Annotated in this window: 22 protein-coding genes; 12 read left to right on the forward strand and 10 right to left on the reverse strand. The window is 62.3% G+C overall.

Going from position 1 to position 22,171, the window contains the following annotated elements:
• Positions 1-4: 4 nt before the first annotated feature.
• From HJB91_RS22585 to HJB91_RS22595, 3 genes are all read right to left on the reverse strand, one after another.
• Positions 5-328: a DUF2934 domain-containing protein gene (locus HJB91_RS22585; protein WP_210631790.1), complete on the reverse strand. Its 324-nt coding sequence runs from the start codon at positions 326-328 to the stop codon at positions 5-7.
• Positions 329-397: 69 nt separating this feature from the next.
• Positions 398-754, reverse strand: a complete 357-nt coding sequence (locus tag HJB91_RS22590) for a hypothetical protein (protein ID WP_210631789.1) — start codon at positions 752-754, stop codon at positions 398-400.
• Between the two features lie 107 nt (positions 755-861).
• The gene (locus tag HJB91_RS22595; RefSeq protein WP_210631788.1) at positions 862-1,152 is read right to left on the reverse strand and encodes a hypothetical protein; all 291 of its coding nucleotides are present in this window, start codon (positions 1,150-1,152) and stop codon (positions 862-864) included.
• A 351-nt stretch (positions 1,153-1,503) separates the two neighbouring features.
• Between HJB91_RS22595 and HJB91_RS22600 the strand changes: the two genes are divergently transcribed.
• The 4 genes from HJB91_RS22600 to HJB91_RS22615 all read left to right on the forward strand — a co-directional run bounded on the left by HJB91_RS22600 (position 1,504) and on the right by HJB91_RS22615 (position 7,204).
• Positions 1,504-1,818 carry a co-chaperone GroES gene (locus HJB91_RS22600; RefSeq protein ID WP_210631787.1) on the forward strand — a complete coding sequence of 105 codons (315 nt, stop codon included), beginning with the start codon at positions 1,504-1,506 and terminating at the stop codon, positions 1,816-1,818.
• A gap of 150 nt (positions 1,819-1,968) precedes the next feature.
• A complete protein-coding gene (gene groL / locus HJB91_RS22605) occupies positions 1,969-3,597 on the forward strand; it encodes a chaperonin GroEL (protein ID WP_210631786.1) in 1,629 nt (542 codons plus the stop codon).
• Between the two features lie 57 nt (positions 3,598-3,654).
• The gene (locus HJB91_RS22610) at positions 3,655-3,906 is read left to right on the forward strand and encodes a hypothetical protein (protein WP_210631785.1); all 252 of its coding nucleotides are present in this window, start codon (positions 3,655-3,657) and stop codon (positions 3,904-3,906) included.
• Positions 3,907-4,156: 250 nt separating this feature from the next.
• Positions 4,157-7,204, forward strand: coding sequence for an FAD-binding and (Fe-S)-binding domain-containing protein (locus tag HJB91_RS22615; protein ID WP_221155926.1), 3,048 nt, complete (start codon positions 4,157-4,159; stop codon positions 7,202-7,204).
• 83 nt (positions 7,205-7,287) lie between these two features.
• On the opposite strand, the gene HJB91_RS22620 is transcribed toward HJB91_RS22615, so the two are convergent.
• A complete protein-coding gene (locus tag HJB91_RS22620; RefSeq protein WP_210631783.1) occupies positions 7,288-8,418 on the reverse strand; it encodes an HPP family protein in 1,131 nt (376 codons plus the stop codon).
• 56 nt (positions 8,419-8,474) lie between these two features.
• Positions 8,475-9,380 (reverse strand): LysR substrate-binding domain-containing protein, encoded by a 906-nt coding sequence (locus tag HJB91_RS22625; protein WP_210631782.1) that lies wholly within the window; start codon positions 9,378-9,380, stop codon positions 8,475-8,477.
• Positions 9,381-9,694: 314 nt separating this feature from the next.
• On the opposite strand from HJB91_RS22625, the gene HJB91_RS22630 reads away from it, so the two are divergent.
• Positions 9,695-10,006, forward strand: a complete 312-nt coding sequence (locus HJB91_RS22630) for a hypothetical protein (RefSeq protein ID WP_210632198.1) — start codon at positions 9,695-9,697, stop codon at positions 10,004-10,006.
• 150 nt (positions 10,007-10,156) lie between these two features.
• Positions 10,157-10,357, forward strand: a complete 201-nt coding sequence (locus HJB91_RS22635) for a hypothetical protein (RefSeq protein ID WP_221123435.1) — start codon at positions 10,157-10,159, stop codon at positions 10,355-10,357.
• A gap of 7 nt (positions 10,358-10,364) precedes the next feature.
• On the opposite strand, the gene HJB91_RS22640 is transcribed toward HJB91_RS22635, so the two are convergent.
• Positions 10,365-11,267 (reverse strand): GNAT family N-acetyltransferase, encoded by a 903-nt coding sequence (locus tag HJB91_RS22640; protein WP_221155927.1) that lies wholly within the window; start codon positions 11,265-11,267, stop codon positions 10,365-10,367.
• Positions 11,268-11,528: 261 nt separating this feature from the next.
• On the opposite strand from HJB91_RS22640, the gene argE reads away from it, so the two are divergent.
• The 6 genes from argE (at position 11,529) to HJB91_RS22670 (ending at position 18,223) form a co-directional block, all read left to right on the forward strand.
• Positions 11,529-12,653 (forward strand): acetylornithine deacetylase, encoded by a 1,125-nt coding sequence (gene argE, locus HJB91_RS22645; RefSeq protein ID WP_221123437.1) that lies wholly within the window; start codon positions 11,529-11,531, stop codon positions 12,651-12,653.
• A 24-nt stretch (positions 12,654-12,677) separates the two neighbouring features.
• Entirely contained in the window at positions 12,678-13,601 is a 924-nt protein-coding gene (locus HJB91_RS22650) for a glyoxylate/hydroxypyruvate reductase A (RefSeq protein ID WP_210631778.1), read from the forward strand.
• 41 nt (positions 13,602-13,642) lie between these two features.
• Positions 13,643-13,996 carry a cupin domain-containing protein gene (locus HJB91_RS22655; RefSeq protein WP_210631777.1) on the forward strand — a complete coding sequence of 118 codons (354 nt, stop codon included), beginning with the start codon at positions 13,643-13,645 and terminating at the stop codon, positions 13,994-13,996.
• Positions 13,997-14,175: 179 nt separating this feature from the next.
• Positions 14,176-15,639 carry an aldehyde dehydrogenase gene (locus HJB91_RS22660; RefSeq protein ID WP_221147356.1) on the forward strand — a complete coding sequence of 488 codons (1,464 nt, stop codon included), beginning with the start codon at positions 14,176-14,178 and terminating at the stop codon, positions 15,637-15,639.
• Between the two features lie 9 nt (positions 15,640-15,648).
• A complete protein-coding gene (locus HJB91_RS22665) occupies positions 15,649-16,692 on the forward strand; it encodes a tartrate dehydrogenase (RefSeq protein ID WP_221155928.1) in 1,044 nt (347 codons plus the stop codon).
• A gap of 73 nt (positions 16,693-16,765) precedes the next feature.
• A complete protein-coding gene (locus tag HJB91_RS22670) occupies positions 16,766-18,223 on the forward strand; it encodes an NAD-dependent succinate-semialdehyde dehydrogenase (RefSeq protein ID WP_210632197.1) in 1,458 nt (485 codons plus the stop codon).
• Positions 18,224-18,353: 130 nt separating this feature from the next.
• Here HJB91_RS22670 and HJB91_RS22675 read toward each other — a convergent pair whose 3' ends face one another.
• The 4 genes from HJB91_RS22675 to HJB91_RS22690 all read right to left on the reverse strand — a co-directional run bounded on the left by HJB91_RS22675 (position 18,354) and on the right by HJB91_RS22690 (position 22,152).
• On the reverse strand, positions 18,354-19,628 hold the full coding sequence (locus tag HJB91_RS22675) for an FAD-binding oxidoreductase (protein ID WP_221155929.1): 1,275 nt from the start codon (positions 19,626-19,628) through the stop codon (positions 18,354-18,356).
• Between the two features lie 13 nt (positions 19,629-19,641).
• Positions 19,642-20,310: a haloacid dehalogenase type II gene (locus HJB91_RS22680; protein WP_210631773.1), complete on the reverse strand. Its 669-nt coding sequence runs from the start codon at positions 20,308-20,310 to the stop codon at positions 19,642-19,644.
• 158 nt (positions 20,311-20,468) lie between these two features.
• Positions 20,469-21,137: an aldolase gene (locus HJB91_RS22685; protein WP_210631772.1), complete on the reverse strand. Its 669-nt coding sequence runs from the start codon at positions 21,135-21,137 to the stop codon at positions 20,469-20,471.
• Between the two features lie 16 nt (positions 21,138-21,153).
• Complete coding sequence (locus HJB91_RS22690; RefSeq protein ID WP_221155947.1) at positions 21,154-22,152, reverse strand: LacI family DNA-binding transcriptional regulator; 999 nt, start codon at positions 22,150-22,152, stop codon at positions 21,154-21,156.
• Positions 22,153-22,171 lie beyond the last annotated feature (19 nt).

The following is a 22,171-nucleotide window of genomic DNA, read 5'->3' on the forward strand; positions in this document are numbered from 1 at the left end:
GCGGTTACGGTCCTTCGGTCCTTCTGATTTTTCGCCGGGAAGGGTTCTCCCCGGTTGTTATCTCGATATCGGGCGTCGTGGAGCCGGCAACACCAAGGTCGGCTCGCGGCGGATCGAGATCACCGCTTTCCCCGGCTCCTTGCAGCAAGGCCGCATCATCTCTGTCGTCTTGATCAAGCAGGTCTTGCAGCGTCTCATGCTCGTCTTCGCCAGCCAGTTCGTCGCAAGCTTGCATCCAGTGACGCAGGTCCGAACCTTCAGGGCGGCCTTCGGCTTCCCAGATTTCATAGGCGCGCCGGCGTATCTGCTCGTGTTTATCTATGGCCATGATCTTCTCCAGTTTCGACCTGACCTCGCTACTCAATTTGGCGCGCGGCGACGAGCCGGGCGGCCATCTTCAAGGCGTGTTGATGGTCGGAAGAAAATCCTCCACCTGTTTGCGCTGATCCTTTGAAAGCGTCTCCACTCGCTCTTTCCAAAAGCGTTCGGCCGCCGGGGGATCCTCATTCCATTGACGAACAGTGGTGATGTTGTCGTCGATCTTGGACCGGCGCCGCCCGCCGAGACTGAGATACTCCCTCGCCAGTTTCAGGCTTGGGGTCTCGGTGCCGCTCTCGCGATCCAACGTCGAACGCACATTGCAGCGGGCGGCTTCCAATGCCGCCTGGCGATCGGCCTCAGCTTGCTGCGTGTCGAAGGAGCGCGCATCGTCGGTTCCACTCTCGGGTGAGATGTTGGTTGGGGAAGTGGTCATGGATCACCTTTCGATGCTGTGATCCAATAACCTCCGCCAGCCGCGAGAGTTCCGCATGCTGGCGATTGATTCGAGCGGGCGGCCAAGCCAAGCCGTCCTGCCGGCAATCAGTGAACGGCCATGCTTACCATGCGATAGGGGTGCACGGCCTCGAACTGCGAGATCATCGCCGTTGCCTGGAGCAACACGCGCTCGGCATTCTCGGGATCGTCCCTGGCGAGTTCGTCGGCATTGACGCGGATCGCTTCGGCCATGTTGTTGGAGAGCACGGCAAATTGCGTATTGCCTTCGACAAGAGCCTCACGCGCCGTATCCTCCAGCGTGCGAGCGATATCGACGAAGATCTCCTCGCGTTCCTCGATACTGAGGTCTTTGATTATATTGGTCTTCTCTTCCATGTCACTCACTCCTAAGACGTGGGACGGTGATCGAGCTCATCGAGCCTCGATCGCCAGAGAGCTAGGAACGCCGACATCCGGATTCAAGCCTTGTGCAGTTTGAACTCGCCTTCGAGACGAGGGGACGACTATCTTCATTATGTCGAACGCAGGAAGGGGGCTTCTGTTCCCGGGAGAGTTGCTAGCAGTCGACAGCAGAGAGTGCTAATTTTTCTCCTGCTCCTCTTGAAATCGAAAAACGCTCGAACCAGATCATTCGCGCAATGCGCGCGACTTGCACCCGTCCGGATCTCATCAATCCGGTCCGGCCAGCACCGACACCGTCGTCATTGTTTGTCTATGGAGGAAGACATGTCGTTCCGACCGCTTCATGACCGCATTCTCGTCCGCCGCGTCGATTCCGAGGAAAAGACCAAGGGCGGCATCATCATTCCCGACACCGCCAGGGAAAAGCCGCAGGAAGGCGAGGTCATCGCCGTCGGTCCCGGCGCACGCGACGATGCCGGCCAAATCCAGGCACTCGACGTCAAGGTCGGCGATCGCATCCTGTTCGGCAAGTGGTCCGGCACGGAGATCAAGATCGATGGCGAAGACCTGCTGATCATGAAGGAAAGCGACGTGATGGGTATCATCGAAGCTCAGAGCGAGCGGAAAGAGGCCGCCTGAGTCCATCAAGTCGGAAGTCAACGCTAAAGCGCGTTGCGATCTCTGAGGGTCGTCCCTCGCGCTTTGGATCTTAATTTCTTCGCATGTCGTTCTCGCAAAACCGCTGTACACTTGGCGACATGCGCTAGCTGCCGATGAAGGAGTGAGGACATGGCTGCTAAAGAAGTCAAATTCAGCGTCGAAGCCCGCGAAAAAATGCTGCGCGGTGTCGACATCCTGGCCAACGCCGTAAAGGTGACACTGGGTCCGAAAGGCCGTAACGTCGTGATCGACAAGTCGTTCGGCGCGCCGCGCATCACCAAGGACGGCGTTTCGGTTGCCAAGGAAATCGAGCTCGAAGACAAGTTCGAAAACATGGGTGCCCAGATGGTCCGCGAAGTCGCTTCGAAGACCAGCGACATCGCCGGCGACGGCACCACGACTGCGACGGTGCTCGCCCAGGCGATCGTCAAGGAGGGCGCCAAGGCCGTGACATCAGGCATGAACCCGATGGACCTGAAACGCGGCATCGATCTCGCCGTCAGCGCTATCGTCGAAGAACTGAAGGCCAACGCCCGCAAGATATCCAACAATGCCGAAATTGCCCAGGTCGGCACCATCTCCGCCAATGGCGATGCGGAAATCGGCCGCTTCCTGGCGGAGGCCGTGCAAAAGGTCGGCAATGACGGCGTCATCACCGTTGAAGAAGCCAAGACCGCCGAAACCGAACTCGAGGTCGTCGAAGGCATGCAGTTCGACCGCGGCTATTTGAGCCCCTATTTCGTCACCAATGCCGACAAGATGCGGGTCGAATTCGAGGATCCCTATATTCTCATTCATGAGAAGAAGCTCTCGAACCTGCAGGCGATGCTGCCGATCCTCGAAGCCGTGGTTCAGTCCGGCAAGCCGCTCCTCATCATCGCTGAAGACGTCGAAGGAGAAGCCCTTGCGACCTTGGTCGTCAACAAGCTGCGCGGCGGCCTGAAGATCGCTGCCGTCAAGGCGCCTGGCTTCGGCGACCGCCGCAAGGCCATGCTTGAGGACATCGCCATCCTGACCGGCGGCACCGTCATCTCCGAAGATCTCGGCATCAAGCTTGAGAATGTGACGCTCAATATGCTCGGCCGGGCAAAGAAGATCACGGTCGAGAAGGAAAACACGACCATCATCGACGGCGTCGGTTCGAAGGAGGAGATTTCAGGCCGCATCGCCCAGATCAAGGCCCAGATTGAAGAAACCACCTCCGACTACGATCGCGAGAAGCTGCAGGAACGTCTTGCCAAGCTCGCCGGCGGTGTTGCCGTCATCCGCGTCGGCGGCTCGACGGAAGTCGAGGTGAAGGAGAAGAAGGATCGCGTCGACGACGCGCTGCATGCAACACGCGCGGCGGTCGAGGAAGGCATCCTGCCCGGTGGCGGTGTGGCGCTGCTGCGCGCTGTCAAGGCACTCGACAATTTGAAGACTGCCAATGACGATCAGCGGGTCGGCGTCGAAATCGTGCGCCGTGCGCTCGAGGCCCCGGCTCGCCAGATCGCCGAAAACGCCGGCGCCGAAGGTTCGGTAGTTGTCGGCAAGCTGCGCGAGAAGAGCGAATTTTCCTATGGCTGGAACGCTCAGACCGGCGAATTCGGCGATCTCTACGCGCAGGGCGTCATCGATCCGGCCAAGGTCGTCCGCACCGCGCTACAGGACGCATCTTCCATCGCCGGCCTGCTGGTGACGACGGAAGCGATGATCGCCGAGAAGCCGAAGAAGGATGCTCCTCCGGCGATGCCCCCCGGCGCCGGTATGGACTTTTAAGACAAGGCCGCAGGCTCGCCTGGACACGCCTGGCGGGCCTTTTCCGAGGGAATGAAGATGGTTCAAACGATCCTAAACCGATCGCAGGTGCCGCTGGACTCCCGCGATCTCGAAACCTGCCAGCGCGTCTTCGACAAGCTCAGCGCCGATTACGCAGTGGCAAGAGACAGCGACGAAGCCGAACGAATGGCGAGCATCATCATCGAGCTCTACCGACAGGGCGTGCGCGATCCCAATCATCTGCAGGCGATGGTCGAGGCGGCTCGCGGTCTCTTCGAGACAAACGGACGCCCACCGGCTGCTCACTGACTGCACGGAACCGTCACGGCGAAGGCTGATATAATGCAGCCTCCGCCGCGCACACGGACAGGGACAGGGACTGGGACTGGGACTGGGACTGGGACTGGGACTGGGACTGGGACTGGGACTGGCGTTGCGCGTTTTATCAGCCGCTGCAAGGAGCCGTGGCACTTGATCCTCACATCGCCCTCGGAAATCGATTCCGATTCTGGGGCTGATGCGCTAGTGACAGAGTTCGAGTGCATTCTGAAGGTTCGCAATGATTCCACGCCTCCAGCCGAAGGTTACCCTCGCCCTCCCCGCCATAGGGTTTTTCCAGCGGCTCGTCGAAGCGGGATTCGAGGGCGACATCGAGACCGGCCCGGCCAGCCGAACCGTATTTTCGACCGACAATTCCATTTACCAGCTTGAGCCGACGGGCATCCTTTTTCCGCGAGGCGTAGAAGACCTGCAGCACCTAGCGTCCGTGCTGGCAGAACCCACGTTCCGCGGAATAAGTATTGCACCGCGCGGCGGCGGCACCGGCACGAACGGGCAATCCCTGACATCTGGCGTGGTGGTGGATTGTTCGCGGCACATGAGGTCCATTCTCGAAATCGATCCCGTCCGCAGGGTCGCGCGCGTGCAGGCGGGCGTCGTCAAGGATCAGTTGAACCAGGCGCTGAAACCTTACGGTCTCTTTTTCGCGCCCGAACTCTCCACCTCCAACCGCGCCACGATCGGCGGCATGATCTCCACCGACGCCTGTGGCCAGGGTTCCTGCCTCTACGGCAAGACCAGCAACCATATTCTCGGATTGCGCATCGTGCTGGTGGACGGCTCCGATTTTTGGTCGCGCCCGCTCGATGCGGAAGCGCTCGATGAGATCGTCGCAGGTAAGGACCGCGTCGGCGAGATCCACAGAACGGTGGAGCGGATCACACGCGAAAAGCGGGACCGGATCACTGAGGTTTTCCCGAAACTCAATCGCTACATGACCGGCTACGACCTCGCCCATGTCAGGCGCGACGACGGATGCTTCGACCTCAACGCCGTTCTCTGCGGATCGGAGGGAACGCTGGCTTTGATCGCCGAAGCCGAACTCAACCTTCTGCCGATCCCCGCTCATGCGGCGCTGATCAATATCCGCTATGGCGATTTCAATACCGCCCTGGAAGACGCCCGCGATCTCGCGGCGCTGAAGGTCGCCTCGGTGGAGACCATCGATGAGAAAGTACTTGGTCTTGCGAGACGCGACATCGTCTGGACCGGCATCGCCCGTTTTTTTCCGGATGAACCGGACGCGGTGACCGATGGCATCAATATCGTCGAAGTCCTCGCCGACGACGAGGAGGAGCTCGAACGCAAGCTCTCGGAAGTGACCGCAGCTCTCGACGCCGGCATAAGCACCCGCCATGCCGGTTACACGATTGCCCGAGGCCATGCTGAGGTCGAGGCGATCTGGTCGATGCGCAAGCGCGCCGTTGGCCTGCTCGGAAATGTGGAGGGGCCGGTCAGGCCTGTCGCCTTCGTCGAGGATACGGCCGTGCCGCCGGAAAATCTGGCGGCCTATATTCGCGAATTCCGCGCCCTTCTCGATGGCGCTGGCCTTTCCTACGGCATGTTCGGCCATGTCGATGCCGGCGTGCTGCACGTGCGGCCAGCCCTTGACCTCACCCGCGACGCTCATGTCCGGCTGGTTCGGGAGATCAGCGACGCCGCGGTGACGCTCACCCGCAAATATGGCGGCGTGCTCTGGGGAGAGCACGGCAAAGGGGTGCGTTCGGAATATGTGCCTGAATTCTTCGGCGATCTTTATCCCTGCCTGCAGGAAATCAAGCGGGCTTTCGATCCGGATAACCGGCTCAATCCGGGCAAGATTGCCACGCCTTCGTCAGAGGCGCTGACAAAGATCGACGATGTCCCGCTGCGGGGAGATACCGACCGTATCATCGGCAACCAGATCCGCTCCGCCTTCGACAATGCCGCCTATTGCAACGGCAATGGCGCCTGTTTCGATTTCGACGAAACGAGCCCGATGTGCCCCTCCTACAAGGCGACGCGCGACCGGCGCTTTTCGCCCAAGGGCCGTGCCGCGCTGATGCGGGAATGGTTGAGGCTGCTTGCCGAAAATGGCATCGATCCCCGCGATGAGGCAACGCGCCTGCGGCGAAGCGCTCCGCTCGCGAGCCTCGCGCGACGCGCCTTCAACTCGCTGAGCCCGGCAAATCGGGACGATTTTTCCCATGAGGTGCGCGCGGCGATGGAGACCTGTCTCGCCTGCAAGGCCTGCGCCGGGCAATGCCCGGTGAAGGTCAGCGTGCCGGCCTTCCGCTCGAAATTCCTGGAACTCTACTACGGACGTTATCTCCGTCCGCTGAAGGACCCGCTGGTCGCGGCGATCGAGACGACCCTGCCGCTCGTCCAGCGCATCCGCCCCGCCTACAACATGGTCGTCGGCACGCGGGTCGGCAGAAGGTTGATGCGTGTGGTGGGGCTGACCTCGCTGCCGCGTCTGCCGCAAATCTCACTGGCAAAGGAAGCCGCCCGCCTCGGCGTGCCGCTTGCGACCGCTCAGACGATCGAAGCGCTGTCGCCGGGTGAAAGGCAGCGGAGCGTGGTCTTCGTCGCCGACAGCTTTACCGCCTATTTCGATCCTGACGTTGCACTCGCCGCAATCGTTCTCGCCAGGAAATCAGGCTTCTCACCCCTTCTCGCGGCCTCCCATGTCAATGGCAAAGCCCTGCATGTGCATGGCTATCTCGGACGCTTCGCCGATGCAGCCCAACGGACAGCAGGCTATCTTCAGCAGCTCGATGATGCCGGAATGACGCTTGTCGGCCTCGATCCGTCGATGACGCTCGCCTTCCGCAGCGAGTATAAAGGAATGCTGAAGGCGGCAGTCCTTCTTCCCCAGGAATGGCTCGCCGCCAATCTCGACCGGCTCGCCGCTTCCCCTTCGGTCGTCAAGGGCAACAGCTTCCGCTTGATGCCTCATTGCACCGAACGCACCAATGCGCCGGCCTCCGTCGCACAATGGCAAAAGATCTTCGAAAGCCTTGGCATTGACCTTCAGGTTGCGCAAACCGGCTGTTGCGGCATGGCCGGCACCTTCGGGCACGAGGCCCGCAACCGCCCGATCTCCGAACGCCTCTACGCGATGAGCTGGAAACCGGAAGTCGATGCGGCCGGCGATACCGATATCCTTATGGCGACAGGATATTCCTGCCGGTCGCAGGTGAAGGAAATTGACGCGAAGCGCATTCCACATCCGTTTCAGGTCATCGCCGGGATCATTTCGGAAACGTCCGAAGTCCCGCAGTTGTAGACGGCAACTTCGCGGAAATGACGACGCAGCATGCAGCCTGTGACAGCGAGATCTCCGGCGGCAATCCGAGCCGCTCGACAAGCTCACGCCACGGCCGCGATCGTGTCGCCGTCATTCGGCAGCAGCCGCGCCACGGCGCTCAAAAGGTCGGTCTGCGATATCAGGCCGAGGATCCGGTGGTCGTCGTCGACAATGATGACGGCATGGGTGCGCCCGTCCGTCAGAACCGGCAGGAGCGACAGAGCCGCATCTGAAGCTCTCGCCGTCGCCGGTTTGGAGATCGCATGGGCAATCGTATCGCCGTCCGCAAACAATTCACGCAAGCCGACAGTGCCGATCAGACGGCCTTCCGGATCCTTCACCGGCAAGGTACGGATATTATGCTTCAAAAGAAGATGCCGCGCGGCGTCCGGCCCAGACGCCTCACCGATGGCGATCACGTCACGCGACATGATATCGGCGCAGCTGATCTTGTCGTTTGATCGGATGGCTGCCTGCAGCTCGACCTGCTGCAGCAGTCGCCCGAGGTCGGCCCGGTCGATATCGAAGGTTTCGTCGAGCGCTTCAAGGGCGGCGTCGACATCCTCCTCGCGAAAGCCCACCCGCACAGCAGATGGCGGATCGATCGTCTGGTGGGTGTTTTCCGCCGGCTTAGGAACGACGTGCGGATAGTTCCGCCTGGAAAGCTTGTGGAACAGCAGCCCGAGCCCGACGAGTATGCAGGAGTTCAAAGCGACCGGCACGAAGGGAAAGACGAATCCCCAGCCGGCAACGACGGGGCCGCCGAGCACGGCGGTCAGTGCCGCAGCCCCTCCCGGCGGATGCAGGCATCGCGTGAACGACATCGCCCCGATGGCCAGCGAAACGCCGACGCCCGTCGCAATGATCGGATCACGAATGAAATACGCGGCAATGATGCCCATCGTGGCGGAAATCGTATTGCCGCCGATGATCGACCAAGGCTGCGCCAACGGGCTTGCCGGCACGGCGAAAAGCAGCACCGCCGACGCCCCCATCGGTGCGACGATCAGCGGAAGATGCGGCCCCTGACCGAACAGATAACCGCTGATGACGCCGGTGAGACCGATGCCCAGCAAGGCGCCGAAACAGGCAATTAATCGTTCTCTTAGCGTTGCGCCGGCCAGAATGGGCGAAAACAAGCGAAAGCGGCGAAAACGGCTCGGCCCCACCTTCGGTGAAACGGGTAACTGCATGCGAAGACCAATGATGAATGAGGATTATCTGGAGGGCGAAGGAAGAGACCCAGGCGCTAGTTCGTTGCCAGCCTGACATCTCTGCCTTTGGTTGCACCAAGCACCTCATGGAAGGCGCTGAAGGCACTGGGGCAATGATCCTTGCGGTAGACCAGCAGGGTCTCGACCGGCCCGAGCTGATGGGTCTGAACGGCGGTCGGCCAGTGCATGAGATCGAGAACGGACCTTGGCATCACACCCGCCGTATTCCCGGTCGCAACGCTCGCCAGGATCGCATGATAGGAACCGTGCTGGCTCGTCGGCAGGTCGCTCGATTTGCGCGCCCAGTCTTCGGCAATCCGGCGATAGGTGCAGCCGGGTTCCAAAGCCGCGAGCGACCCGATACGCATGTCGGCCGCGGATTTGATGGCGGGATGCCCGGACGGCAGCACGATCAACAGATCTTCGACGAAGACCGTCTCCATCTCCAGCGCCTTGAGTTCGGCATCGAACTCCAAATCCTCCTCCCGCATCGCCTTCGGTGGCCGGGCAATCAGCGCGCAATCCAGCACATCGGCCAGAACATCGCGGGCGAGATCGCGAGACGCGCCCATCGTCAGATGCAGCGACACGTCGGGCCACATCTGATTGAATTGCGTCAACGCCGCCGGCAGCCTGCTTGCCGCCGTACTTTCCATCGTGCCGACCCGCAATGTTCCCGATGGAGCAAGAGGCCGCACGGCTTGACGCGCTTCAAGCGCCAGCGCCATCAGCCGGTTGGCATAGGCGAGAAAGGTTTCGCCCTCCCGTGTCAGCGTCATCTTCTTGCCGTCACGGCTGAACAGGCATGCACCAAGGTCCTCCTCCAGTTGCTGGATGCGCGTCGTCACATTCGACGGCACCCGCCCGACCGCCTTGGCGGCCTTGGTAACGCTGCGATCGCTGGCAACGGCGAGGAATATCTCGATTGACGACAGGTCCAATGAAAAATCTCTTTTCCGGAATTAAAGCGAGTCATTGTTCTCTATATAAAAATCATCACCCGAGCTCAAGCGGGTTTAGGCCCAGGCGAAACAACGGAATCGGGGCAGCGCGTGAAGGCTCCCGGCTCGACCTTCTCATTAAAAATGTCCGCGCCATCCGCAGGCCAGACAGCCAAGTGATTGCCGAAAAAAAGATCGAGACGCCGCCGAAATAGCCACGCCAATCGCTGCATCGGCTCGGCTACCGGGCGTTTTACGGCTGGCATGGAGATTGCGTCTCAATGCTGATCTGTAGAACGACCGGCGCCGACCATATGCTGCACCTAGTCCTGACCTGCCTTCTTCTGAGCGTCGCTTCAGGCCTCAGCATGCGGCGTTTTCTTCTGCCGTATTTTTCCGGCGGCGATCTCGCTGAGAAATCCGCTCCCGTGACGGTCGTCGCAAGCGCGGTCTTTCTGGCGGCAGTCGCCTTCACCGTCTCCGACCAAAATCTCTGGGCAAAATCCGTCGTGCTGATGCTCTGCCTTATGCTGGCGGCAATGTTCGACGACGCCCGCCCCAGGCTGACCATCGCCCTTGCTGCCGTTAGCCTGGCCGCCTATCTCGGGCTACGCTCCATTGGCTGAGGCCGTCATGCGCGCCAGCCGCAGTGAGACGATGGCCGAGCAGCTTCGCGCGGCGCCAACAACGATCTTCGTGACAGAATAGTTTCGCAATATAATTCTCTCCTTCTGAATATTTTTCGAAGCGGATCGCTTCAAGAATGGGAGAGGGCGATGAATATCGAGCAGCGAGAGAGGATCTGGTCGGAGTGGTATGCCTGGCATCCTGTCCCGCCAATCGATGACACGGTGTTCTGGCTCGAGACCGTATACCGGCGGGAAACGGCGGAAGGACTGTGGCAATATCGTTCCTTCCGACCCGAAGTCGAACGTATCAAGGCTGCGGACGCCACGCCCATTTATCCCGGCGCTTAATTCCCCGTCAGCCGAGCGCCTGGCTGACCAGCGCATAGGTTTTCGGCCGATGCCCGACATGACCGCCCGGAATTGGAAGCCAAGGGGCGCCCAGCGACATGGTTGTCACGAAGTCAAAGACAGCAAGGCCGCAGCGGGAGAGAAAATCGGCAAATATCCCGACTTTCTCGCGCGTATCGAGGCGCAGGAATAACCCCGCATGCTCGAGCGCATGCGGATGGACGACAGCAATCGCGTCTGCGTCACTGGCGGCCACCACCGGGCCGACGACATGGCCGCGCCCGAACCTTCGGCAAAGCGAGAAGGCCTCGATCCGGCCGGCGCGAACCAACACGATGCCCTTGGAATGTCCCATGAGCCGAGCCAGAAGCGGCGTGCGGTCCGTGCCGAAGGCCACGCGATCCAGTTCTGCGATCGCCTCCAGATCTTCAGCTTCCACAGGCCGTATCGCGGCACCGGGCGGCAACTCCACATCCGGTGGCGCTATCGCTTCACCCTGGCATTGAAAGACGGGCGCTTCACGGACAAAATCCAACGACAAATAAAGGCGTCGCGCCGCCCGCGTCGCGTTCAGCCCAAGATTACGCCCGGCAACCTGGTCGAGCGCGTGGCGCATCAGCCATTGCCCGGCGCCATTGGCCTGCAGGCGCGGCGAAGTGATGACCATACCGATCGTGGCGAACCGTTCATCATAGGGAAACCACATCGCAGAGCCGAGGATGCGGCCGATTTCATCTATGGCCGCGATGCCCTGGCCGGATTCCCGCAGGAACTGCCAGTCTTCACGGCGATGCGGCCAGGCAACGGACATCGACAGCGCATGCAGCTTGTCGAGGTCGACACTGTCGATCCCGGCAATGCGCGTCTCGAAACTGTCGACCAATCTGGATTCGGATGTCAGTGCACTCACTCCCGCCCTCCTCGCGCATGTCCGGCCAATCCATAGGGAAAGCGCCCTCCTGAAACTTCGTTATCCAGATTAGGACGGTTCGTGCGATACAATTCACTGGCGAAGCCCGCGCGAACACAACAATCGTCCAAATCCGAGGCACTTTCGGCAAATAAAGCCGGGGCAGGCCTCTACAGTCATTGACCAGATCCCGAGCGCCGACGGCGCCGTGATGGCCAAAGCCCGGCGGCAATTCGATCCATCCGTGCAGTGAGGAGGCTCATGCAGGCAATTGAAATCCTCGAAAGGCTTGTCGGCTTTTCCTCCATCGTCGGCACACCCAACGGCGAAATCGTCACCTGGATCCGGCAGTACCTGCAAAGTCACGGCATTGCCGCCACCGAGCTTCCCGGCCCTGAGGGGGACCGGTCGAACCTCTTCGTGACGATCGGCCCAAGGGGGAGCCCCGGCTACATCCTCTCCGGCCATATGGATGTCGTTCCCGCCGCCGAGGGCGGGTGGAGCAGCGATCCGTTCCGCCTGCGCGCCGAAAAGGACCGCCTTTACGGTCGCGGAACCACCGACATGAAGGGCTTTCTCGCCGTCATGCTTGCCGCCGCCCCCGCGCTCGCGGCGGCAGGGCTCCGCCGGCCCATCCACCTCGCTTTTTCCTACGATGAGGAGGCAGGCTGCCGCGGTGTCCCGCACATGATCGCGCGCCTGCCTAAGCTCTGCGCACGTCCGCTCGGCGCGATCATCGGCGAGCCGAGCGGCATGCGGGCGATCCGGGCCCACAAGGGCAAGGCAGCCGCTCGGCTGACTGTCATGGGCCGCTCCGGCCATTCCTCGCGCCCGGAACAGGGACTGAATGCCATCCACGCCATGACCGAGGTTTTGGCTTGCGCTAGCGCCGAAGCCGAACGGCTGACGCATGGTCCGTTCGAGCATGTGTTCGAACCGCCCTATTCCTCGCTCCAGGTCGGCACATTGAAGGGCGGCCAGGCGGTCAACATCATTCCCGATAGCTGCGAGGCCGAGTTCGAGGCCAGGGCTATTTCCGGAATCGACCCGGCCACGCTGCTTGCGCCGCTGCGGGCCGTGGCCGAGGCGCTACCGCAACGCGGCTTCCAAGTGGAATGGCGCGAACTCAGCGCCTATCCGGCGCTGTCGCTTGCCGCCGATGCGCCACTTGCGCGCTTGCTTGGCGAACTTACCGGTAGCGAGCCGCTCGCCGCCGTCAGCTACGGCACCGAGGCCGGCCTTTTTCAGCGCGCCGGGATGGATGCGATCATCTGCGGGCCGGGCGATATCGCCCGTGCTCACCGGCCGGACGAATTCATCCTCAAGGGCGAACTCCTGGCCTGCCAGGCGATGATCGAGGCACTCGCCCGACATTGCATCGCCTGACCGTCAGATCAAGGAGCCGATGCAATGACCTTTCTCTTCAATTCCGATGCGAAGCGGGGCGCCGTATTCGCTGAGGCCTTCGCGCGCGACCTTCCCGACATAGACTTCGCCACGGATCCGGCGTCGGTCGAACCGGAGGCGGTGCGCTACCTCATCACCTGGACCGTGCCGGATGATCTCGCGCGCTACCGCAATCTCGAAATCCTGTTTTCGATCGGCGCCGGCATCGATCAGTTCCGCATCGACGCCGTGCCGGCGCAGGTCAAGGTGGTGCGCATGGTCGAGGACGGCATCGTCAGGATGATGCAGGAATATGTGACGCTGGCCGTCCTCGCACTCCATCGCGATCTGCCGGCCTATCTCGACCAGCAGCGGCGCGGGATCTGGCAGCCGATCCCACCCGTTCAGGCCGCGAAACGCCGCGTCGGGGTGCTGGGGCTTGGCATGCTGGGAAGCGCAGTGCTTGAGAGTTTGCGCCCCTTCGGCTTCCCGCTGTCCGGCTGGAGCCGCACCCCGCGCGCGATCGAGGGCGTTCGGTGCCTCAGCGGCGGCAAGTGGCTGGAGACCCTGCTTGCCACCACCGATATTCTGGTCTGCATGCTGCCGCTGACCGAGGAGACGCGCGGCTTCCTGAATGCCGAGCTCTTCGCCAGGCTTCCCGCCGGGGCCGCACTCGTTCATGCCGGCCGCGGCGCCCAGCTCGATCATCAGGCGCTCGTCGGCGCGCTCGACACCGGGCATCTCTCCGGCGCCGTCGTCGACGTTACCGATCCGGAGCCGCTGCCACCGGGCCACGCCTTCTGGAATCATCCGAAAATTCTGCTGACGCCGCATATCGCCAGCGTCACTCAAGCCGAAACCGCGGCGGCCGCCGTGATCGGCAACATCAAACGGCATCAATCCGGCCTCGATCCGATCGGGCTGGTCGATCGCAGCCGCGGCTACTGATCTATCTCGCCACACAAATCTGCACCCCGGAAAGGAAAACAATGTCTTTGCTCAAGACCATCGACGCCAACCCATCCCATCCGCCGCGCGAGTCCGGCCCCCTTCCCGAGCGCCTGATCGCGGGCAATCCCACCTTCAAGACCTGGGCACAGGATGTCGCTCGCGCGGAGACGGTTCATACCGGCATATGGGAGGCGACGCCCGGTGAGACGCGTTCGATCAAGGGCGAGACGTTCGAGTTCTGCCATATTCTGTCCGGTCTGGTCGAACTCACGCCGGAAGGCGGAGAACCGGTGGTCTACAGGGCCGGCGACAGCTTCGTCATGAAGCCGGGCTTTATCGGCGTCTGGAAGACGATCGAGACGGTGCGCAAGATCTACGTGACAGTGACGTGAGCTGGCGGGCGGCTGTCCTCTCTGCGCGGGCAGCGCGGCGCCGGGCGCGGACACCAGCCGTAGATTTGACTGGTGGCGGCGGGGAAAACGCAATTTTTATCCGCCGCAACAATATCGGTCGATGCATGCTGCTCGGTTTCGCAAGCTAGGCTTAAGCAAGCTCATGCCGAGGACACGCAATGACACTCAGCTTCGATCCGAACTCGATCTCACTGCCCGTAGGGCATTTCATCGGCGGCCGGCTGGTTCCGGCCGAAGCCGTCATCGACATGCATCGGCCGTCCGACGGCAGGGCCTATGCCGGCTGTCCGCTTGCCGACGCGGCCCTTGTCGATCAGGCCGTGGAAACGGCAAAGGGTGCATTGAATGAAAGCAATTGGGGCGGTGTGCGCCCGCGCGAGCGCACCAAGGCGCTGCAGCGCTGGGCGGACCTGATCGAAGCCGAGGCAGAGACCCTCGCCAGGCTTGAGGCGCTCTCCTCAACCCGCCCCGTCGGCCAGCTCGTTGCCGGCGACATCGCCGTCACCGCCGAACAGATCCGCTTCTTTGCCGAATTCGCCGACAAGGAAGGCGGCGATCTCGTCCCGACCGACGACGCGAATTTCGGCATGATCATGACGGAACCCTATGGCGTCGTTGGCGCCATCACGCCCTGGAATTTCCCCCTGTCGATGGCCGGGTGGAAGCTCGCTCCGGCGCTGGCCGCGGGCAATGCGGTGGTGTTGAAGCCATCGGAGATGACGCCGTTTTCAACGCTCTACATGGCCGAACTTTCAGTGCGGGCCGGCCTGCCCGCCGGCCTCGTGAATGTCGTGCTCGGCGACGGCCCCACCACCGGAACGGCCGTCACCGGGCATCCGGGGATTTCCAAGGTCAGCTTCACCGGCTCGACTGCGGCCGGTGCGGCGATCATGGCCAATATCGCCCGTACCGGCGTGAAGCCGATGACGCTGGAGCTCGGCGGGAAGAGCCCTCAACTGGTCTTCGCGGATGCCGATCTCGATCTTGCGGCAGGCGCTATCGCCGCCAGCATTTTGTCCAACGCCGGCCAGGCCTGCATATGCGGATCCCGCCTCATCGTCGAGGCGAAGGTGGCGGACGCGCTCGTAGCGGCCCTCATCGCCAGACTGGCGGCAATCCGCCCGGGGGCGACCTGGGAGGAAACGACCGATTATTCGCCCGTTATCTCCGAACGCCAGATCGCCCGCATGGATGGCATCATCCGCGCCGCCATCGACGGCGGCGCGGAGTGCCTTACGGGCGGCGGCCGGCTCGATCGTGAGGGCTATTTCTACGCGCCGACGCTGATTTCGGGCGTGACGGCAACATCGCCCGCGGTTCTCGAGGAAATCTTCGGACCGGTCCTGACCATCCAGACCTTCGAGGATGAGGAGGAGGCGCTGAGGCTGGCCGACCACCCATCCTATGGGCTGGCCGCCGGCCTCTTCACCCGCGATCTCGCGCGCGCCATCCGCCTCACCGGCCGCCTGCAGGCCGGCACCGTCTGGGTCAACCGTTACGGCCGCTCGCGCGACCATATCCTGCCGACCGGCGGCTACAAGCAGTCCGGCATCGGCAAGGATCTCGGCCGCGAAGCCTATCATGCCAACCGCAAGAGCAAGAGCGTGCTCATCAGCCTTTAAGGAGCTGCGATGAAGACCTACAGGATTGCCCTTCTGCCAGGAGACGGCATCGGCCGCGACGTGACCGACGCTGCCTGGGCCGTGCTCGAAAAGACCGCCGGATCGGGCGGATTTTCTCTTGAAGCGACCCGCTACCCCTGGTCCTGCGACTATTATCTCGAAAACGGCAGCATGATGCCCGCCGACGGGATCGAGACGCTGAGCTCTTTCGACGCCATCCTGCTCGGCGCCGTCGGATGGCCACGCAAGGTGCCCGATTCCGTGTCGCTGCATGGGCTCCTGCTGCCCATCCGCAAGGCTTTCGTTCAGTACGCCAATATCCGCCCGCACAGGCTGCTGCCGGGCGTGCAGGGGCCGCTGCGGCACGAGGGCTTCGACATCCTCTGCATCCGCGAAAATACCGAGGGCGAATATTCCGGCGCCGGCGGCCGCGTCCATCAGGGCACGGACAGCGAAGTAGCTGTGGAAACCTCGATCTTCACCCGCAAGGGGATAGAACGCATCCTGCGTTTCGGCTTCGAGCAGGCACGCGCGCGGCGTGGCAAACTCGCTTCGGTGACCAAGTCCAATGCGCAGAAATATTCGATGGTCTTCTGGGACGAGATCACCCACAGGCTCTCTGCGGAATATCCGGATGTCGAGGTGACCAGCTACCACATCGACGCCATGGCCGCCCGCATGGTCATGGCGCCTGAGAGCCTCGATGTCGTGGTCGCATCCAATCTCTTCGGCGACATTCTGACCGACCTTGGGGCCGCCATCCAGGGCGGGCTCGGCTTTGCGGCATCCGCCAACATCAACCCCGATCGCTCGGCGCCGTCCATGTTCGAACCCGTCCATGGCTCCGCGCCGGATATCGCTCATCTGGGAATTGCCAATCCGATAGCCGCCATCTGGTCGGGCGCAATGATGCTGGAACACCTTGGAGAGGCGGCTGCTGCCGCAAGGATAATGGCCGCGATCGAGGCGACGACGGCGCGCGGCATCGGCGCTGTTCCCGGCAAGGACAAGACGGAGACGATCACGACATCGGTGCTTTCGTCGCTCGACTAGAGCATGTCGCACAGGTTGCGCCGCGGTTTGCGCCCGGAATTGTGGAGAGGACGCTTTGATGAAAGAGGACAAGATGAACGGATTGAGGGATGGCAGCCTGCTGCGCCAGCAGGGGCTCATCGACGGAGAATGGTGCGGGGGCGCGGCGGGGCGCACGATCGAGGTCATCGATCCGGCGACCCAGCATGTGCTGGGCAGCGTGCCCGACATGGACGCAGCTGACACGCGGGCCGCGATCATGGCGGCAGAAAAGGCTTTTGGTCCATGGCGGGCAAAGACCCATGCCGAGCGCGCCGCCCTGCTCGAGGCCTGGCACGATCTGATGCTCGACAATATCGAGGATCTGGCGCTGATCCTGACCACGGAACAGGGAAAGCCGCTGACGGAGGCGCGAGGCGAAATCCGCTACGGCGCCTCATTCATCAAATGGTTTTCCGAGGAAGCGCGTCGTATCGGCGGAACAACCATCCCCTCGCCCACCGCGGAGCGACGGATCATCGTTCTGAAGGAGCCGGTCGGCGTATCGGCGATCATCACGCCTTGGAATTTTCCCAATGCGATGATCACCCGCAAGGTGGGGCCGGCACTTGCGGCAGGTTGCACGGTGGTCATCAAGCCATCGGACCTGACCCCGTTTTCGGCGCTGGCGCTCGCCGTACTGGCGGAACGCGCCGGCATCCCCAAGGGCGTGATCAACATCGTCACCGGCATGCCGGCCGCGATCGGCGACGAATTGATGACGAACCAGACCGTCCGCAAGATCTCTTTCACCGGCTCGACCCGCGTCGGCTCGCTGCTGATGCGCGGGGCGGCCGACAGCGTCAAGCGGCTCAGCCTCGAACTCGGCGGCAACGCACCCTTCATCGTCTTCGACGATGCCGATCTCGACCTTGCCGTGGAAGGCGCCATCGCGTCGAAATTCCGCAATGGCGGACAGACCTGCGTCTGCGCCAACCGCCTTCTCGTCCAGTCCGGCGTCTATGACGCCTTTGCCGCCAAACTTGGCGCGCGGGTCGCAGCCATGAAGGTCGGGGCAGGCACCGAGGCCGGCACGGATATCGGGCCTATGATCAACAAGGCGGCGATCGAGAAGATCAACCGTCACGTGGAGGATGCCGTAAAAAGGGGAGCCAAGATCCTCGCCACTGTGGATTCCATGCCTGCAGGCGATCAATATGCCGCTCCGATGGTGCTTGGCGGCGCGACCACCGACATGCAGCTCGCCAGCGAAGAGACATTCGGACCGGTTGCACCGCTGTTCCGGTTCGACACCGAGGAGGAGGCGATCCGCATCGCCAATTCCACTCCCTTCGGCCTTGCAGCCTATTTCTACACCGAGAGCCTGAAACGGTCCTGGCGCGTCGGCGAGGCGCTCGAATTCGGCATGATCGGCCTGAACACCGGCGCCATCTCGACCGAGGTCGCTCCGTTCGGCGGCGTCAAGCAATCCGGCCTCGGGCGTGAGGGCGCACGATGCGGCATTGAGGAATATCTTGAAATGAAGAGCTTCCACATCGGCGGGCTCTCCTGACCGTCATAAAAAAAGGGCGCCGGAAGCTCAGCCGGCGCCTTCCCATATGGTTTTTCTGACTGTCTTCCAAACGGCGGCAAGTTTACGGGAGATGCCTGAGAAAGGCTGAACCGCTCTCGTCACGCCGCGCTTACATGAAGCGATCGAGTGTCTTGTAATAGAGCCCGACGACCGGCAGAAACCACGGCTTGCCGAAATGGCCGGGGACGGCAGGCCATTCGAGGCCTTTGACCGGGTTGCGGTCCGCCTTGCCCATGATGGCATCGGCGATGATGATGCCGAGATGGGTGGAGAGCTGGGCGCCGTGGCCGGAATAGCCCATGGCGTACCAAACGCCGTCGCCATAGCCCGCGCGGGGATAACGGTCTTTCGTCATATCGACGAGCCCGCCCCAGCAGTAATCGATCTCGATGCCGGCAAGTTGCGGGAAGATTTCAGCCAGACCGGCGCGCAGAATATCGCCGCTCCTTGCATCCGACCGCTGGTCCGACGTGGCGGAAAAGCGTGCACGACCGCCGAAGATCAGCCGCTTGTCCGGCGACAGCCGGAAATAGTTTCCGATATTCAGCGAGGTGACACAGGTCCGGTTTCCCGGCATCGTCGCTGCGATTTCGGCGTCGCTCAGCGGCCGCGTGGCGAGCAGGAAGCTGCCGACGGAAATGATCCGGCGGCGGAAATAGCCGAAGAGCGACGGGGTGTAGGCGCCTGTCGCGACCAGTACGTGGTCGGCGGTGACGGTGCCGCGCCCCGTCTTGAGGCTGTGGCGTCCATTGCCTTGCCGATGGCCGGTCACGGCGGCCTTTTCGAAAATGACGGCGCCGTGGCGGACGGCCGCGGCGGCGAGCCCGGCGACATAGCGCCCCATATGCATCATCGCGCTCTTCCTCGAGAGCATGGCGCCATGGAAAGGCGAGCCGACCTCACTTTTCAAGTCATCCGCCGAAAGAAGCGCCGTCTCCGGATCGACCTCTCTATGCACAGCCTCGAAATTGCGGGCAATGGCATCGAAATGCTGCGGCTTGGAGGCAAGCTTCAGCTTCCCGGCGCGACGGAAATTGCAGTCGATGCCCTCCTCGCCGACGATCGCCTCGATGGTGTCGATCGACTCGTCGAACGCCCGATAAAGCGCGACGGCACGCTCGGTGCCGAGTGCTGACTTGGCAGACAGGAAGCTATGGGCTAGCCCGTTGTTGAGATGGCCGCCATTGCGTCCCGACGCCCCCCAGCCCACGCGTTCGGCCTCCAGCACGACGACCTTGACGCCGGCTTTCGCAAGCTGGCGCGCGGCCGCAAGCCCGGTAAAACCGGCGCCGATGACGGCCACATCATAATGTCCTTCGACAGGACCGTGAGCCGCATCGGCAAAAGCGCGGGCTGTGTCATGCCAGTAGGATTGAAACTGCATCCGTCTGTCTCCGTCAGAGGCCAACGACACCGGGCAGACCTGAGATATCAGGGATTTCGACATAGCCGTAATAGGGATTGGCCGGCTCGTGGCCCCGGTTGACCCAGACCTTGTTCTTGATGCCGAGATCGTGGGCAGACATCAGGTCATAGCGGAAGGAGGACGAGCAATGGAGCACGTCCTGCGGTCCGCAGCCGAGCATGTCGAACATATATTCGAAGGCTTGGAAACGCGGCTTATAGGCATTTGCCTGTTGCGCGGTATAGACCGCATGGAAGGGCGCGCCGAGCTTTTCGACATTCGACATGATCTGCGCATCCATGGCATTGGACAGGATCACCAGCGGAATTTCGCGGGCAACCCTGGCAAGACCTTCGGGTACGTCGCGATGCGGCCCCCAGGTGGGAACACGCTCGTAAACCATTTGCGCTGCTTCGTGGCGAAATTCCACGCCATTGCGCTTGCAAGTCCGTTCGAGCGAATTGTGCACCACCTCGGCATAGGGCTTCCAGGCGCCCATGATCTCATCAAGGCGATAAGCGGCGAAATTCTTGATGAACTCCACCATGCGCGGCTCGTCAAGCTGATTGCCGTAGAGGTCGCGCGCCGCTTCCGCCATCTGAAAATTGGTCAGCGTGCCGTAGCAATCGAAGGTGATGTATTTCGGACGGAACGTCGTCATCTGCGTATCCTTTAGCGATCGGAACTGGGACCTGTTCACAATCATAGGCTCCGCTTCGCCCATGGCTGCCTGAATTGGCCGCATCGGAAGCAGAATCTATCGTATCGAAAGCGGCGTTTGGCAGAAGGTTGCGCCTCCCCGGGGCGCCGGGGATCTGTTCAATCGTGATCGTGGCCATGCTGCGACGGAAGGTCGAGGCCGAATGTATCGACGAGATCGGCCACCTGAGCCGGGCTGAGGAAACGGGGGTTGAGGTTGCGCAGCAGCAGATAGAGCTTTGCCGTTTCCTCCAGTTCCTCAGTCGCAAACACCGCCGCCTCCAGGCTGTCACCGGCGACAACAGGTCCATGATTGGCCAGAAGCACCGACGAATATCTGCCGGCCAGTCCCCGGATCGCGTCGGCCACTGCCGGATCCCCTGGGCGATAATACGGCACCAACGCGGTCTCGCCGGCGCGCATGAGATAATATGGCGTCATCGGCGGCAGGGCGGCACGCGGATCGATCTCCGGCAGCATGGTCAGCGCCACCGCATGTGTCGAGTGAAGGTGGACGATAGCGCGGGCACTGCCGCGTGTGTCGTAGAGGGCGGTGTGAAGCGGGATTTCCTTGGTCGGCTTGTCGCCCGACAGCAACCGGCCTTCCGCATCGAGCCTGGAGATCCGGGCCGGGTCGAGGAAGCCGAGCGAGGCGTTGGTCGGCGTCACCAGCCAGCCGCCGTCCTCCAGCCGCAACGATATATTGCCGGACGAACCCGGCGTCAGCCCGCGCTCGAACAGCGAGCGACCGTATCGGCAGATTTCCTCACGCAGGCGGGCGTCGGACATGGCAGTTCCTCCGATCTTACGCAGTTGCGCCTTCGATCAGTTCAAAACCGAGATCGATGGCTTGCGGCGGCGCGTTGGCGACGACCAACTCAGCGGCTGTCTGTCCCGTCGCCACGCGCGGCGTCCGGATCGTCGACAGGGGTTGCGGTATTGCCCGGCCGATATCTAGGCCGTTATAGCCGAATATGGCGAGCTGCGAGGGGATAACGATCCCTTGAGAGAGACAGTGAAAATAACCGCCGAGCGCCATGTCGTCGTTGGAAAAATAGACGGCATCGAGATCGGTCGCTCGTGCCAACAGTCGCTCCAGCCCCTTCTTGCCGTTTTCCACTGACGAGGCGCCCGCCAGGATTTCGCGAGCAATGAGCGGAGTTCCGTTGGCGTCGAGAGTTTCGCAAAAGCTCGAAAAACGCTTGCCGGCGCGGGTGTCGCGGTCCAGGTCGTGACCGACATAGCCGATCCTTCGGTAGCCCCGTCTGAGCAGGAAGGCAGCGCTCTCCCGCCCGGCCGCACGATTCGAGAAGCCGACGGCGATATCGAGGGCATCGCCATCCAGATCGAGCAGTTCCACGACCCGGCACCCGCTGGCGCGCAACATCTTCACCGTGCCGTCGGTGTGCTCGTACCCCGCCAGCATCACCGCTGCCGGCCGCCAGGCAAGCATCGCAGTAGCGAGCGCCTCCTCCTTGCCCGGATCATAGTCCGTCACCGAAAAGACCGCCTGATAGCGGTTTTCTTCCAGAACGGCGCTCGCTCCACGCAGCACGTCGGAAAATACGATGTTGGACAGCGAGGGAATGACGAAGGCGACAAGACGCGAACCGGTGGAGGCAAGCGTTCCGGCGATCCGGTTCGGGACATAGCCCAGCCGCTCGACGGCGGCCATCACCCGCTCCCGCGTTCTGCCGGAAAACGAACCGTGGTTGCGCAGCACGCGCGACACCGTACTCTCGCCGACTCCGGCCGCTTCCGCGACCTCTGCAAGGGTCACGGTCGCCTGATGTTTGAATTCCATGGTCGCTTTTGAACCCGGC

The sequence above is a fragment of the Rhizobium sp. NLR10b genome (assembly GCF_019685435.1).
Classification (GTDB): Bacteria; Pseudomonadota; Alphaproteobacteria; order Rhizobiales; family Rhizobiaceae; genus Rhizobium.